Source organism: Paracoccus simplex (assembly GCF_042648325.1).
Classification (GTDB): domain Bacteria; phylum Pseudomonadota; class Alphaproteobacteria; order Rhodobacterales; family Rhodobacteraceae; genus Paracoccus; species Paracoccus simplex.
Window position 1 is genome coordinate 58,871 of sequence record NZ_JBHRXE010000063.1, and the last position, 13,302, is coordinate 72,172.

Sequence of the window (13,302 nt, forward strand, 5' to 3'; positions counted from 1 at the left end):
CGGAGGGAAAGCCCATGTTCGACGCTGCGCCCCAACGCGAGACCCTGCTCGAGGTCAACAATATCGAGGTGATCTACAACCACGTCATCCTGGTGCTGAAGGGCGTCAGCCTGTCGGTGCCCAAGGGCGGCATCACCGCGCTGCTGGGCGGCAACGGCGCGGGCAAGACCACGACGCTGAAGGCGATCTCGAACCTGCTGCATTCCGAGCGCGGCGAGGTCACCAAGGGCACGATCAGCTATCGCGGCGAGCGGGTGCAGGACATGGACCCGGCCAGCCTGGTCAAGAAGGGGGTGATCCAGGTGATGGAGGGCCGCCATTGCTTCGAGCACCTGACCATCGAGGAGAACCTGCTGACCGGCGCCTATACGCGCAGCGACGGCGGCGCGGCGATCCGGCAGGATCTGGAGATGGTCTACAACTATTTCCCCCGCCTCAAGGAGCGGCGGAAAAGCCAGGCCGGCTATACCTCGGGCGGCGAGCAGCAGATGTGCGCCATGGGCCGCGCGCTGATGTCGCGCCCCGAGACCATCCTGCTGGACGAGCCCTCGATGGGGCTGGCGCCGCAGCTGGTCGAGCAGATCTTCGAGATCGTCAAGGCGGTGAACGAGGGCGAGGGCGTGACCTTCCTGCTGGCCGAGCAGAACACCAATGTCGCGCTGCGCTATGCGCATTACGGCTATATCCTGGAAAGCGGCCGGGTGGTGATGGACGGGCCGGCCGAGGCGCTACGCGAGAACCCGGACGTCAAGGAATTCTATCTCGGCATGTCCGACCAGGGCCGCAAGAGCTTTCGCGACGTGCGGTCCTATCGCCGGCGCAAGCGCTGGCTGGCCTGAGCGCAGAAAGGCATCCCCATGACATTCTATGACGAGCTTGAAACCCGCAGCGCCGACGAGCGGGCACTGTGGCTGGCGGCCGAACTGCCGGCCGCGCTGGCGCGGGCGCGCTCGGCCCCGGCGCTGGCCCGCATCCTGGCCGAGATCGAGCCGGAGGAGATCACCACGCGCGAGGCGCTGGCCCGGCTGCCGGTGATTCGCAAATCCGAGCTGTCCGAGGCGCAGAAGAAGAAGCCGCCCTTCGGCGGCTTCACCACCCGCCATCCGCACGAGTTCGAGAACATCTACCAAAGCCCCGGCCCGATCTATGAGCCCGGCCGCCGCGGCGAGGACTGGTGGCGCCTCGGTCGCTTCCTGCACGCTGCCGGCGTGGGGGCGGGCGACATCATCCACAATTGCTTCGGCTATCACCTGACCCCGGCCGGGATGATGTTCGAAAGCGCCGCCCGCGCCGTCGGGGCCGCGACCCTGCCGGCCGGGACCGGCCAGACCGAATTGCAGGTGCGGGCGGCGGTCGATATCGGCACTACGGTCTATGCCGGCACCCCGGACTATCTGAAGATCATGCTGGACAAGGCTGCCGAGATGGGCGAGCGGCTGGCGATGACCCGGGCCGTGGTCTCGGGCGGGGCGCTGTTTCCCAGCCTGCGCCAGGCCTATGCGGAACGCGGCATCGCCACCACGCAATGCTATGCCACCGCCGATCTGGGCCTGATCGCCTATGAATCCCCGGCGCAGGAAGGGATGATCGTGGATGAGCGGGTGGTGGTCGAGATCGTCCGTCCCGGCACCGGCGATCCGGTGCCGGATGGCGAGGTGGGCGAGGTCGTCGTCACCACGCTGAACGCCGATTATCCGCTGGTGCGCTTTGCCACCGGCGACCTGTCGGCGGCGATGCCGGGCGAAAGCCCCTGCGGGCGCACCAACATGCGGATTCGCGGCTGGATGGGCCGGGCCGACCAGACCACCAAGATCAAGGGCATGTTCGTCCGGCCCGAGCAGGTCGCGGCCCTGGTCGCCCGCCATCCCGAGATATCACGCGCTCGTGTTGTCGCCGAACGCGCCGGAGAGATGGATGTGATGACGGTGCTGCTGGAAACCCGGGGCGATGATGCGGCAAGATACGAAGGAACGGTGTTGGATACACTGAAACTTCGCGGCCGGGTGGAACTGGTTGCGCCGGGCTCGCTGCCGAATGACGGCAAGGTGATCGAGGACCGGCGCAACTACGACTGAGCACGGCCGCCTCGGAATGAGGTCGCCGCATGCGTATCGCCGCTGTCTGTCTTGCCGTCCTGGCCGGGGCGGCGCCCGCCTGGGCCGAGAATCGCGCCGTCATCATCGGCAATGCCGATTACGAAAGCGCCCCCGACCTGGCCGGCTCGGATACGGCGGCGGCGGCCCGGGCGCTGCGCGAGGCGGGGTTCACCACCCAGGACGGCGTCGATCAGCCGGCCGGCGCGCAGCGTCGGGCGCTGGAGGCCCTGGCCCGGGCCGAAGACCGGCCGGGGGCGCGGATCGTCGTGCTGAACGGCCGGTTCCTGCATGACGCGGCCGAGACCTGGTTCATGGGCACCGATGCCGGCGAGCCGGGGGCCCTGGCCGTCGGCCGTCAGGGGGTGCCGCTGTCGCTGGTGATGCGGCTGATGGCCGGGGGCAAGCCGGGTTCGGTGCTGATCCTGGGCACCGACGGGCAGCAGATGCCGCATCGGCCGGGGCTGGAGAACGGCATCGGCCTGGCCGAGGCGCCGGCGGGCCTTTCGGTCGTCACCGGCACGCCCGAGGCAGGCGCCCGGGCGCTGGCCGAGCTGCTGCGCGGCCATACGCTGGGCCAGGTGGTGGCTGCAGAGCCGGCGCTGCGGCTGCTGTCGGGCAGCGCCGCCGACCTGGCGCTGCTGGACCGCGGCGGCCGGCGCCCGGTCGTGGTCCCGCAAGCCGCCGAGCGCGAGGCTTGGGCCCGGGCCGCCACCGCCGACAGCGCCGCGGCCTATCGGGATTACCTGTCGGATTTCCCTGGCGGCCTTTATGCCGATGCCGCGCGCGCGCGGCTGGGCCAGGTCGGCGGCGCAGCGGCCCGGCGCGAAAGCGACCGCCAGACCTGGGCCGCGGCGGCGGCCGGGCATACGCCGGCCGGATACGAGACCTATCTGCGGCGCTTCCCCTCGGGCCGTTTCGTCGCGGTGGCCCGCGCCCGGCTGGCCGAGTTGCGGCCGGGGCCCGATGCCGCCCCGCAGCCCTCCTCGGCCGCCGCGGCCGAGCGGGCGCTGACCCAGGGCCGGGCCGAGCGCGCCGCCATCCAGCGCCGGCTGGCTGGGCTGGGCCTGCAGCCGGGCCGGGCGGACGGCGTGTTCGGCAGCCGCACCCGCGCGGCCATCGCCGACTGGCAACGGGGAAACCGCCTGCCGGCCACCGGCTACCTGAGCCGGCCGCAGTTGCAGCGACTGGCCGCGCTGGACCAGCAGGCCGAGGCTCAGCAGGATCGCGGCTGGTGGCAGAAGACCGGGGCACATGGCGATGCCGAGGGGTTGCACGCCTATCTGGGCCGCTATCCCCGGGGCATCCATGCCGAAGCCGCCCGCCGCCAGCTGGCCGGCCTGCCCGATGCCCCGCCCGATGCCGCATCCGGTGCCGCACCCGGTGCGCAGGCGCCGCGCGGCGACGAGGCGACCTGGCGCTGGGTGCGCCGGCAGGGCTCGGCCGCGGCGCATGAAACCTATCTGGAACGCTTCCCGGCCGGCCGGCACGCGGAACAGGCACGCGAGCGCCTGGCCACCCTGCGCGCCGGGATCGAGGCGGCCCGGCGCGAGGAACAGGCGTTGCTGCTGAACCCTTCGACCCGCAGGCTGATCGAGGACCGGCTGCGCATCGCCGGCATGCAGCCCGGCGCGGTGGATGGCGAGTTCACCGACGAGACCCGCGAGGCGCTGCGCCGCTATCAGGCGGCGCGCAACCTGCGGGTCACCGGCCATGTCACCCAGCAGACGATATCCAGCCTGCTGTCGGACGTGCTGCGCTGACGCTGACGAAAGGCAGAACCATGCAATTACCGATTCTGGCGGCGATCTTCGTGACCCTGGCGGGGGTCTGCATCGCGGTGCAGGCGCCGATCAACGCGGCGCTGGGGCGCGGGGTGCAAAGCCCGCTGGTCGCGGCGGCGATCTCGTTCGGAGTGGGCTTCGCCATCCTGGCGCTCGCCGCCATCGGCCTGGGGCAGGGCCGGGCCTTCCTGCGCGCCGGCTCGGTCGCGTGGTGGATGTGGGCCGGCGGCGCGCTTGGCGCCTTCTATGTCTGGACCATCGTCTGGACTCTGCCGCGGCTGGGGGCGCTTTCGGCGCTTTGCGCCCTGGCGCTGGGACAGATCGTCGCCGCGATCATCCTGGACCGTAGCGGCGCCTTCGGCCTGCCGCTGCGCGAGATCTCGCTGCCGCGCATCCTGGCGGCGCTGATGGTCGGCGGCGGGCTGGTGCTGTCGCGCTTCTGAGGCTTTCTCCGTTTGGAAAATACCCCGCGGGGGTGCGGGGGCGCGAAGCCCCCGCCAGCGGCCGCGCAGCAGCGGATTGGCTTTTGGGACATGCGCAAAGGAAAACGCCCGCCGCGCGGCCGCGCGACGGGCGTTCCTGATCCGGTGACCGGCGATCTCAGCCCTGGCGGGCCTTGAAGCGCGGGTTGGTCTTGTTGATCACGTAGATGCGGCCCTTGCGGCGCACGATCTGGCAATCGCGGTGGCGGCTCTTGAGCGAGCGGAGCGAATTGCGAACCTTCATCGGTCTTCTCCTATCGCGGCGCATCGCTAGGTCGCGCCTTGGAAACGAAATGCCCCCGGAAAGCCCGGGGGCGCGAATAGAATGGTGGGCGGTACTGGGATCGAACCAGTGGCCACTACGATGTCAACGTAGTGCTCTACCGCTGAGCTAACCGCCCCCTTGACAGGTGATTCTGCCAGCGCCGCTGCCAGATCCCCTTGGTCCGCGTGTCTATATCCACCTCTTTCCGGGGTTTCAAGCCCTCATTCAAGGGCTGTTCACGCTTGCGGATCGCGCTTTAATGGCTTTCATTCCGACTGCCCGCAACGGGCATCGGTTGCAGGCGCGGAACCGAAGGATGAACAGGGAAGAGACCGTCTTCGATCTGATCCGGCCGGGAAAATGGCAGGGCGGGGTGATCTTTGCCTCGCCACATTCCGGCTGCGCCTATCCCGACTGGTTCCTGGCCGAATCGCGGCTGGACGCGCTGCAGCTGCGCTCCTCCGAGGATGCCTTCGTGGACCGGCTGATCCGGCCGGCGCTGGACCACGGCGCGGCGGTGCTGACCGCGAAGGTGCCGCGCTGCGTCGTGGACCTGAACCGCGGCCCCGAGGAGATCGACCCGCTGGTGGTCGGCGGCACGCTGCCGGGGATGATGAACCCGCGAATCATGGCCGGGCTGGGGGTGATTCCCCGCGTCGTCTCGCAGGGGCGGCCGATCCATGACCGGCCGATCCCGCGCGAGGAGGCCGAACGCCGCATCGCCCGCTTCTGGCATCCCTATCACCGCGCGCTTGCGGCGCTGATCGACGAGGCGGTGGGGCGATTCGGCGGCGCCATCCTGATCGACATGCATTCCATGCCGCGCGACGCGCTGGCGCATCTGCCGCGTCCGCGCCCGGACATGGTGCTGGGCGACCGCAACGGCGTGTCGGCCGCGCCCCGGATCAGCGCCGGTGTGGCTGCGGCGGTCGCGGCAGAGGGCTTTCGTGTCCGCCGCAACTCGCCCTTTTCCGGCGCCTATATCACCGCGACCTATGGCCGGCCGCGCAACAATGTCCATGTGGTGCAGTTGGAACTGGACCGCTCTCTCTACATGGACGAGAGCCGGGTCGAGCCGCGCGCCGATTTCGACCTGTTCCAGGCCCGTTTCGCCCGCGTCGTCGAAAGGCTGGCGCGGCTGCGCCCGGACGCCGGCGATGCGGCCATCGCCGCCGAATGAACCCAGGGAAAAGGACCGCCGATGCCGCCCGAAATTTCCGACCTGCTGAGCCAGAACATCGCCCTGATCGTCCTGGCGGTGGTGATCTTCCTGGCGGTCAGCACCGCCGTCCGCATCGTCCCGCAATCCGAGAAATACGTGGTCGAGCGCTTCGGCCGGCTGCATGCGGTGCTGGGGCCGGGGATCAACTTCATCGTGCCGTTCCTTGACCGGGTGGCGCATCGCATCTCGGTGCTGGAGCGGCAGCTGCCGACCTCGCGCCAGGATGCGATCACGGCGGACAACGTGCTGGTGCAGGTGGAAACCAGCGTGTTCTACCGCATCATCGAGCCGGAAAAGACCGTCTATCGCATCCGCGACGTGGACGCGGCGATCACCACCACGGTCGCCGGCATCGTGCGCTCGGAAATCGGCACGATGGAGCTGGACCAGGTGCAGTCGAATCGCGCCCGGCTGATCGAGCGCATCCGCGAATCGCTGGCCAATATCGTCGATGACTGGGGCATCGAGGTGACGCGGGCCGAGATCCTGGACGTGAACCTGGACGAGGCCACCCGCGCCGCCATGCTGCAGCAGCTCAATGCCGAGCGCGCCCGCCGCGCCCAGGTCACCGAGGCCGAGGGCAAGCGCCGCGCCGTCGAACTGGCCGCCGATGGCGAGCTTTACGCCGCGGAACAGCAGGCCAAGGCCAAGCGCGTGCTGGCCGATGCCGAGGCCTATGCCACCAATGCCATCGCCGGCGCGATTCGCGACGGCGGCATCGAGGCGGCGCAATACCAGGTCGCCATGCGCCAGGTCGAGGTGCTGGCCGAGGTCGGCAAGGGCCAGGGCAAGCAGACGCTGATCGTCCCCGCCTCGGCCGTCGAGGCGCTTGGCGACGCGTTCAAGCTGTTCCGCGGGGCCAGGCCATGATGAACGGCTGGTTCTGGATCATCGCGGCACTGGTCCTGGCCGGGGCCGAGATCGTGCTGCCCGGCTGGTTCTTCCTGGGCGCCGCCATCGCGGTCGGGCTGATGGGGCTGGCGCTGCTGATCGGGCTCTGGACCGGCGGGCTGCCGCTGGCGCTGGTGGTCACGGCGGTGCTGACCGGGGCGATCTGGCTGGTCCTGCGCCGGATCTTCGGCAGCAATCGCGGCGAGGTGCGGCGCTGGACCCGCGACATCAACGACAACTAGGCTTCATCGGCGCCAAGCTGGTGCTGACCCATGCCGGGCGGCTGCTGGCCTGCCTGCGCGACGATTTCGCCTGGATTCCCTTTCCGGCGCATTGGGATCTGCCCGGCGGCGGCGCCGAGCCGGGCGAAACCCCGGTCGAATGCGCCCTGCGCGAATTGCACGAGGAATTCGGTCTGCGGCTTTCCCCCGACCGGCTGCGCGGCCGGGCCTTCGCGTCGTGGAACGATCCGGCGCGGCTGTCCTGGATGTTTCACGGCAGCATCGCGGAGCCCGAGATCGCCGCGATCCGCTTTGGCGACGAGGGGCAGGAATGGCGGATGATGCCGGTGGCGGAATTCGTCCACCATCCGCGCGCCGTGCCGCATTTCCGGGAAAGGGTGGCGCTGATCCTTGCCGATGCCGGGCCGGGGATTTGAAAAACGCCGCTGCCTGTGCATGATCCCGGCATCAGCAAGGAGGCATGGAATGTCCCGCATGCAGCTATACCGTCGCAACGGCTGGGGCTCGGCCATCGTCGAGTTGCAGCTGGCGCATTACGGGCTGGAGGCCGATGCCGTCGAGGTGGCCGACCTGTTCATCGACCAGGAAGCCCGCCGCGACCTGATGCGGATCAGCCCGGCCGGGCAGATCCCGGTGCTGATCCTGCCTGACGGCCGGGTGCTGTCGGAAAGCGCGGCGATCACCCTGCATCTGGCCGATCTGACCGGGCGCGACGATCTGGTGCCGGCCGCCGCCGCCCAGGAACGGCCGCGCTTCCTGCGCTGGCTGATCTTCCTGGTGGCGCAGGTCTATCCCTGTTTCACCTTCGGCGACGATCCGGCGCGCTTCCTGAGCGACAAGGCGGCGCAGCAGGAACTGGGCGAGGCCACCACCGCGCGGCTGCAGGAGCTGTGGAGCACGCTGGAAGGCGTGGTGGGTGCGCCCTGGTTCCTGGGCGAGCGCTTCTCGGCGCTGGACATCTACCTGGCGGCGATGAGCAACTGGAAACCCGGCCCGGACTGGTTCCGGGCGAACGCGCCCAAGGTCTGGTCCATCGCCAGCGCCACGGCGGCGCGCGAGGATCTGGCGCCGGTCTTCCGGCGCAATTTCGGCTGAGATCAGAGCCCGGCCAGTTCCGCCTGGATCGCCTGCGCCGCGGCACGGGGGTCGGCGGCCTGCCAGATCGGCCGGCCGACGACGATATGGTCGGCGCCGTTGGCGATGGCGGTGGCGGGCGTCTCGATCCGCTTCTGGTCGCCCGCGTCGCTGCCCGCCGGCCGCACGCCGGGGGTGACGATCAGCCGGCCCGCCGATTCCGGCAGGGCGCGGATCAGCGCGGCCTCGCGCGGGCTGGCGATGACGCCGTCGGCCCCGGCCTCGAAGGCGCGGGCGGCGCGGGTCGCGACGATCTCGGCCAGGTCGCCGGGCACGATCAGCCCGGCATCCAGGTCGGCGCGGTCCAGCGAGGTCAGGATGGTCACGGCGAGGATCTTCAGGTTCGACCCGGCCGCGCCCTGTTTCGCCGCCCGCACCACATGCGGATCGCCATGCACGGTCAGGAAGTCGAGGTCGTATTGCGCGATGCCCTTGACCGCCGCCTGCACGGTCGCGCCGATGTCGAAGAACTTCATGTCCAGGAAGATGCGCTTGCCGTGCTCTTGCTTCAGTTCGTTGGCGAGCGCGAGGCCGCCGCCGGTCAGCATGCCCAGCCCGATCTTGTAGAAACTGGCGGCGTCGCCGATCTTCTGGGCCAGCTCCAGCCCGGCCAGCGCATTCGGCACGTCCAGCGCCACGATCAGACGGTCGTCCATGGTTTCCCTCACTGCGACAAACGGCCCGCTTATAGGCGGGAACCGGCTGTCTTGAAACCCCGTTTCGTTCTGCCCATGTGACAGGCAGGACCCGAGCCGGATCGTGCCAATGCGGGCGATCCAAAGCGGGGGCTGAGGAAAGGATTTTCATATGGATATGGAAAAATTCACGGAACGGTCGCGCGGTTTTCTGCAGGCGGCGCAGACCATTGCCATCCGCGAGGAAAACCAGCGCGTGATGCCCGAGCATCTGCTGAAGGCGCTGATGGATGACGATCAGGGCTTTGCCAGCAATCTGATCGCGCGGGCCGGGGGCGACGCCCAGGCCGTGCGCCAGGCCGTCGACCAGGCGGTGGCCAAGCAGCCCAAGGTCAGCGGCGGGCAGGGGCAGGTCTATGTCGATCCCTCGCTGGTGCGCGTGCTGGACGAGGCCGAGAAGCTGGCCAAGAAGGCCGGCGACAGTTTCGTGCCGGCCGAGCGGGTGTTGACCGCGCTGGCCGTCGTCAACACCAATGCGCGCGACGCGCTGACGGCCGGCAAGGTGACGGCGCAGGCGTTGAACGCGGCGATCAACGACATCCGCAAGGGCCGCACCGCCGACACGGCCAGCGCCGAGGACAGCTATGAAGCGTTGTCGAAATACGGCCGCAACCTGACCGAGGCCGCGGCCGAGGGCAAGATCGACCCGATCATCGGCCGGGACGAGGAAATCCGCCGCGCCATGCAGGTGCTGTCGCGTCGCACCAAGAACAACCCGGTGCTGATCGGCGAGCCCGGCGTCGGCAAGACCGCCATCGCCGAGGGCCTGGCGCTGCGCATCGTCGACGGCGATGTGCCCGAGAGCCTGCGCAACAAGCAGCTTTGGGCGCTGGACATGGGCGCGCTGATCGCCGGCGCGAAATATCGCGGCGAGTTCGAGGAGCGGCTGAAGGCCGTGCTGAAAGAGATCGAGGACGCGGCGGGCGAGATCGTCCTGTTCATCGACGAGCTTCACGTCCTGGTCGGCGCCGGCAAGACCGACGGCGCCATGGATGCCGCGAACCTGATCAAGCCGGCGCTGGCGCGGGGCGAATTGCATTGCGTCGGCGCCACCACGCTGGACGAATACCGCAAGTATATCGAAAAGGACGCGGCGCTGGCCCGGCGTTTCCAGCCCGTCATGGTGCTGGAGCCGACGGTCGAGGACACGATCAGCATCCTGCGCGGCATCAAGGAGAAGTATGAGCTGCACCACGGTGTCCGCATCAGCGACGCCGCGCTGGTGGCTGCCGCCACGCTGTCGCATCGCTACATCACCGACCGCTTCCTGCCCGACAAGGCCATCGACCTGGTGGACGAGGCGGCGAGCCGGCTGCGCATGGAGGTGGACAGCAAGCCCGAGGAGCTGGACCAGCTGGATCGCCAGATCCTGCAGATGCAGATCGAGGCCGAGGCGCTGAAGAAGGAAGACGACGCCGCCTCCCAGGACCGGCTGGAGAAGCTGGAGAAGCAGCTCTCCGAGTTGCAGGAGAAATCCGCGACCATGACCGCGCGCTGGCAGGCCGAACGCGACCGGCTGGAGGGGTCGCGCCATCTGAAGGAACAGCTCGACCGCGCCCGCGCCGAGCTGGACCAGGCCAAGCGCGAGGGCAACCTGGCCCGCGCCGGCGAGCTCAGCTATGGCATCATTCCCGGCCTCGAGCGGCAACTGGCCGAATCCGAAGGCAGCGAGGACGGTCCGATGGTCGAGGAAGCCGTGCGCCCCGAGCAGATTGCCGAGGTCGTGGAACGCTGGACCGGCATCCCCACCAGCAAGATGCTGGAGGGCGAGCGCGAGAAGCTGTTGAAGATGGAGGAGGTGCTGGGCAAGCGCGTCATCGGCCAGTCCGAGGCGGTGACGGCCGTCTCCAACGCCGTGCGCCGGGCGCGGGCCGGGCTGAACGATCCCAAGCGGCCGCTGGGCAGCTTCCTGTTCCTGGGTCCGACCGGGGTCGGCAAGACCGAGCTGACCAAGGCCATCGCCGAATACCTGTTCGACGATGACTCGGCGATGGTCCGCATCGACATGTCCGAGTTCATGGAGAAACACTCGGTCGCGCGGCTGATCGGCGCGCCTCCGGGCTATGTCGGCTATGACGAGGGCGGCGTGCTGACCGAGGCGGTGCGGCGGCGTCCCTATCAGGTGATCCTGTTCGACGAGGTCGAAAAGGCGCATCCGGACGTGTTCAACGTGCTGCTGCAGGTGCTGGACGACGGCCAGCTGACCGACGGCCAGGGTCGGACGGTGGACTTCAAGCAGACGCTGATCGTGCTGACCTCGAACCTGGGGGCGCAGGCGCTGTCGGCGCTGCCCGAGGGGGCCGATTCGAGCCAGGCGCGGACGCAGGTGATGGATGCGGTGCGGGCGCATTTCCGGCCCGAATTCCTGAACCGGCTGGACGAGATCATCATCTTCCACCGGCTGACGCGCGAAAACATGGACGGTATCGTCAAGATCCAGCTCTGGCAGCTGGAAAGCCGGCTGGCGCAGCACAAGATCGGGCTGGAGCTGGACGAGGCGGCGCTGAAATGGCTGGCGGACGAGGGCTACGACCCGGTCTTCGGTGCCCGGCCGCTGAAGCGGGTGATGCAGCGCAGCCTGCAGAACCCGCTGGCCGAGATGATCCTGGCCGGAGAGGTTCTGGATGGCCAGACCGTGCATGTCAGCGCCGGCCCCGAAGGGCTGATGGTGGGCAACCGTGTGACCACGGCGCATCTGGGTTCCGCGGGTGACAGCGGGCCGCGGGTGCCGCTGCACTGATGAAAGCGGGGCGGATGCATCGGCATCCGCCCCTTTCCGTTTCTGGTCCTCGCGTGGAAATCACGCGGAATTTCATCGGCATCGCCCGGGGCGGATGGCATGATGAATCGGAGCAGAAGGGGGAGTTTGCCATGGCACTGAAATGGTCCGACGTGACGCCCGAGGCGGATTACCTGTGCCGGCGGGCCTTTCTGGCGACGGGCGTCGCGGCGCTGGCGACGCCTGCCCTGGGTCTCGGCGGCAAGCCCTCGGGCCTGTCGACCGACGAGACGCCGAACAGCTTCGAGGACATCACCAATTACAACAATTTCTATGAATTCGGCACCGGCAAGACCGATCCGGCGCAATATGCCGGCAGCCTGAAGACCGCGCCCTGGTCGGTGCAGATCGACGGTATGGTGGACAGGCCCGGCAGCTACGGGGTCGAGGATCTCACCCCCGAGGCGGCGCTGGAGGAGCGCGTCTATCGCCTGCGCTGCGTCGAGGGCTGGTCTATGGTCATTCCCTGGCTCGGCGTGCCGCTGGCCGGGGTGCTCGGCAAGGCGGGCGTGCAGCCGGGCGCGAAGTACGTGGCCTTCCGCACCCTGCACGACCCCGAACAGATGCCCGGACAGCGCAGCCGCGTCATCGACTGGCCGTATCGCGAAGGGCTGCGGCTGGACGAGGCCATGCACCCGCTGACGATCCTGGCCACCGGGCTTTACGGCCGGGTGCTGCCCAACCAGAACGGCGCGCCGATCCGGCTGGTGGTGCCGTGGAAATACGGCTTCAAGTCGATCAAGTCGCTGGTCTCGATCACCCTGACCGACAAGCAGCCCCAGACCAGCTGGCAGATGCTGCAGCCCGGCGAATACGGCTTCTATGCCAATGTGAACCCGCAGGTCGATCATCCGCGCTGGTCGCAGGCCACCGAAAGGCGGATCGGCAGCGGGCTGTTCGGCGGCCGGCAGGAGACGCTGATGTTCAACGGCTATGGTGACCAGGTGGCCGGGCTCTACGCGGGCATGGATCTGGCGAAGCATTACTGATGCTGCAGCAGCTCAATCGCTGGGTGCGGCACGTCCCGGTCTGGGCGGTCTGGCTGCTCGGATCGATTCCGCTGGGTCTGCTGGCCTGGGACACGTTGCAGGGCCAGCTGGGCGTCGATCCGGTGCGGGACATCGAGCACCGACTGGGCCGCACCGCGATCTATTTCCTGCTGGCGACCCTGGCGGTGACGCCGCTGCTGCGGCTGACGCGGCTGAACCTGATGCGCTTTCGCCAGGCGCTGGGGCTGATCTGCTTCAGCTATGCCGCCTGCCATCTGGCGGCCTGGGTGGTCTTCGACATGGCCTTTCTCTGGACGCAGATGCTCGGGGACGTGGCCAAGCGGCCCTATCTGGTCTTCGGCATGCTGGGCTTCGTGATGTTGCTGGCGCTGGCGGTGACCTCGAACCGCTTCTCGATCCGGCGCATGGGCGCGCGCTGGAGGCAACTGCACCGGTTGGTCTATCCGGCGGCGATTCTGGCGGCGGTGCATTGGCTCTGGGCGCTGAAGGTCTGGGAATCCTGGCCGCTGACGATTCTCGTGGCGGTTCTGGTGCTGCTGGGCCTGCGTTTGCTGAGGAAAACGCCCCGAGCCGGGCCGATGACAGTCGCGCGCCGGCCGGGGTGATTCCCGCAGCCAGGCGCTTCTTCCTTTCCTCTTCTCCGATTCCCCCATATTTTTCAGCCACTTACGGATCTTTGTCATTTTTCTTTATTTTTGGTCTTGC

Annotated in this window: 14 protein-coding genes and 1 tRNA gene; 12 read left to right on the forward strand and 3 right to left on the reverse strand. The window is 68.7% G+C overall.

Translation table 11 applies throughout. The annotated features are described in order from the left end of the window. Window positions 1-14 precede the first annotated feature (14 nt). The 4 genes from ACFOMP_RS18985 to ACFOMP_RS19000 are packed head-to-tail and all read left to right on the forward strand — an operon-like array spanning window position 15 to window position 4,320. Window positions 15-839 carry an ABC transporter ATP-binding protein gene (locus ACFOMP_RS18985; RefSeq protein ID WP_019351308.1) on the forward strand — a complete coding sequence of 275 codons (825 nt, stop codon included), beginning with the start codon at window positions 15-17 and terminating at the stop codon, window positions 837-839. An 18-nt stretch (window positions 840-857) separates the two neighbouring features. Then, window positions 858-2,075: a phenylacetate--CoA ligase family protein gene (locus ACFOMP_RS18990; RefSeq protein WP_379033471.1), complete on the forward strand. Its 1,218-nt coding sequence runs from the start codon at window positions 858-860 to the stop codon at window positions 2,073-2,075. 29 nt (window positions 2,076-2,104) lie between these two features. Continuing rightward, entirely contained in the window at window positions 2,105-3,856 is a 1,752-nt protein-coding gene (locus ACFOMP_RS18995; protein WP_379033474.1) for a peptidoglycan-binding protein, read from the forward strand. 20 nt (window positions 3,857-3,876) lie between these two features. Continuing rightward, window positions 3,877-4,320 carry a DMT family transporter gene (locus ACFOMP_RS19000; protein WP_289894691.1) on the forward strand — a complete coding sequence of 148 codons (444 nt, stop codon included), beginning with the start codon at window positions 3,877-3,879 and terminating at the stop codon, window positions 4,318-4,320. Window positions 4,321-4,477: 157 nt separating this feature from the next. Here ACFOMP_RS19000 and ykgO read toward each other — a convergent pair whose 3' ends face one another. Continuing rightward, on the reverse strand, window positions 4,478-4,603 hold the full coding sequence (ykgO, locus tag ACFOMP_RS19005) for a type B 50S ribosomal protein L36 (RefSeq protein WP_017998967.1): 126 nt from the start codon (window positions 4,601-4,603) through the stop codon (window positions 4,478-4,480). An 82-nt stretch (window positions 4,604-4,685) separates the two neighbouring features. Continuing rightward, a tRNA-Val gene (locus ACFOMP_RS19010) sits at window positions 4,686-4,760 on the reverse strand. 180 nt (window positions 4,761-4,940) lie between these two features. Here ACFOMP_RS19010 and ACFOMP_RS19015 point away from each other — a divergent pair. The 5 genes from ACFOMP_RS19015 to ACFOMP_RS19035 are packed head-to-tail and all read left to right on the forward strand — an operon-like array spanning window position 4,941 to window position 8,074. Further along, window positions 4,941-5,804: an N-formylglutamate amidohydrolase gene (locus ACFOMP_RS19015; RefSeq protein ID WP_379033478.1), complete on the forward strand. Its 864-nt coding sequence runs from the start codon at window positions 4,941-4,943 to the stop codon at window positions 5,802-5,804. A 21-nt stretch (window positions 5,805-5,825) separates the two neighbouring features. Continuing rightward, entirely contained in the window at window positions 5,826-6,716 is an 891-nt protein-coding gene (locus tag ACFOMP_RS19020; RefSeq protein WP_289894693.1) for an SPFH domain-containing protein, read from the forward strand. After that, the gene (locus tag ACFOMP_RS19025) at window positions 6,713-6,979 is read left to right on the forward strand and encodes an NfeD family protein (protein ID WP_379033481.1); all 267 of its coding nucleotides are present in this window, start codon (window positions 6,713-6,715) and stop codon (window positions 6,977-6,979) included. Before ACFOMP_RS19020 ends, ACFOMP_RS19025 begins: the two co-directional genes overlap by 4 nt. A gap of 20 nt (window positions 6,980-6,999) precedes the next feature. Next, window positions 7,000-7,395, forward strand: a complete 396-nt coding sequence (locus tag ACFOMP_RS19030) for an NUDIX domain-containing protein (RefSeq protein ID WP_379033484.1) — start codon at window positions 7,000-7,002, stop codon at window positions 7,393-7,395. A 49-nt stretch (window positions 7,396-7,444) separates the two neighbouring features. Continuing rightward, window positions 7,445-8,074: a glutathione S-transferase family protein gene (locus ACFOMP_RS19035; protein WP_289894696.1), complete on the forward strand. Its 630-nt coding sequence runs from the start codon at window positions 7,445-7,447 to the stop codon at window positions 8,072-8,074. Window positions 8,075-8,076: 2 nt separating this feature from the next. Here ACFOMP_RS19035 and pyrF read toward each other — a convergent pair whose 3' ends face one another. Beyond that, window positions 8,077-8,769, reverse strand: coding sequence for an orotidine-5'-phosphate decarboxylase (pyrF, locus tag ACFOMP_RS19040; protein WP_289894697.1), 693 nt, complete (start codon window positions 8,767-8,769; stop codon window positions 8,077-8,079). 151 nt (window positions 8,770-8,920) lie between these two features. Here pyrF and clpB point away from each other — a divergent pair, with 151 nt between their 5' ends. The 3 genes from clpB to msrQ all read left to right on the forward strand — a co-directional run bounded on the left by clpB (window position 8,921) and on the right by msrQ (window position 13,202). Further along, window positions 8,921-11,548: an ATP-dependent chaperone ClpB gene (gene clpB, locus ACFOMP_RS19045; protein ID WP_379033488.1), complete on the forward strand. Its 2,628-nt coding sequence runs from the start codon at window positions 8,921-8,923 to the stop codon at window positions 11,546-11,548. Between the two features lie 131 nt (window positions 11,549-11,679). Further along, window positions 11,680-12,576: a protein-methionine-sulfoxide reductase catalytic subunit MsrP gene (gene msrP / locus ACFOMP_RS19050; protein WP_379033491.1), complete on the forward strand. Its 897-nt coding sequence runs from the start codon at window positions 11,680-11,682 to the stop codon at window positions 12,574-12,576. Beyond that, a complete protein-coding gene (gene msrQ / locus ACFOMP_RS19055; protein ID WP_379033494.1) occupies window positions 12,576-13,202 on the forward strand; it encodes a protein-methionine-sulfoxide reductase heme-binding subunit MsrQ in 627 nt (208 codons plus the stop codon). Before msrP ends, msrQ begins: the two co-directional genes overlap by 1 nt. Window positions 13,203-13,302 lie beyond the last annotated feature (100 nt).

Coding starts and splice junctions, on each gene's coding strand:
- ACFOMP_RS18985 (WP_019351308.1), top strand. CDS start 15: ATGTTCGACGCTGCGCCCCAACGCGAGACCCTGCTCGAGGTCAACAAT.
- ACFOMP_RS18990 (WP_379033471.1), top strand. CDS start 858: ATGACATTCTATGACGAGCTTGAAACCCGCAGCGCCGACGAGCGGGCA.
- ACFOMP_RS18995 (WP_379033474.1), top strand. CDS start 2,105: ATGCGTATCGCCGCTGTCTGTCTTGCCGTCCTGGCCGGGGCGGCGCCC.
- ACFOMP_RS19000 (WP_289894691.1), top strand. CDS start 3,877: ATGCAATTACCGATTCTGGCGGCGATCTTCGTGACCCTGGCGGGGGTC.
- ykgO (WP_017998967.1), bottom strand. CDS start 4,603: ATGAAGGTTCGCAATTCGCTCCGCTCGCTCAAGAGCCGCCACCGCGAT.
- ACFOMP_RS19015 (WP_379033478.1), top strand. CDS start 4,941: ATGAACAGGGAAGAGACCGTCTTCGATCTGATCCGGCCGGGAAAATGG.
- ACFOMP_RS19020 (WP_289894693.1), top strand. CDS start 5,826: ATGCCGCCCGAAATTTCCGACCTGCTGAGCCAGAACATCGCCCTGATC.
- ACFOMP_RS19025 (WP_379033481.1), top strand. CDS start 6,713: ATGATGAACGGCTGGTTCTGGATCATCGCGGCACTGGTCCTGGCCGGG.
- ACFOMP_RS19035 (WP_289894696.1), top strand. CDS start 7,445: ATGTCCCGCATGCAGCTATACCGTCGCAACGGCTGGGGCTCGGCCATC.
- pyrF (WP_289894697.1), bottom strand. CDS start 8,769: ATGGACGACCGTCTGATCGTGGCGCTGGACGTGCCGAATGCGCTGGCC.
- clpB (WP_379033488.1), top strand. CDS start 8,921: ATGGATATGGAAAAATTCACGGAACGGTCGCGCGGTTTTCTGCAGGCG.
- msrP (WP_379033491.1), top strand. CDS start 11,680: ATGGCACTGAAATGGTCCGACGTGACGCCCGAGGCGGATTACCTGTGC.
- msrQ (WP_379033494.1), top strand. CDS start 12,576: ATGCTGCAGCAGCTCAATCGCTGGGTGCGGCACGTCCCGGTCTGGGCG.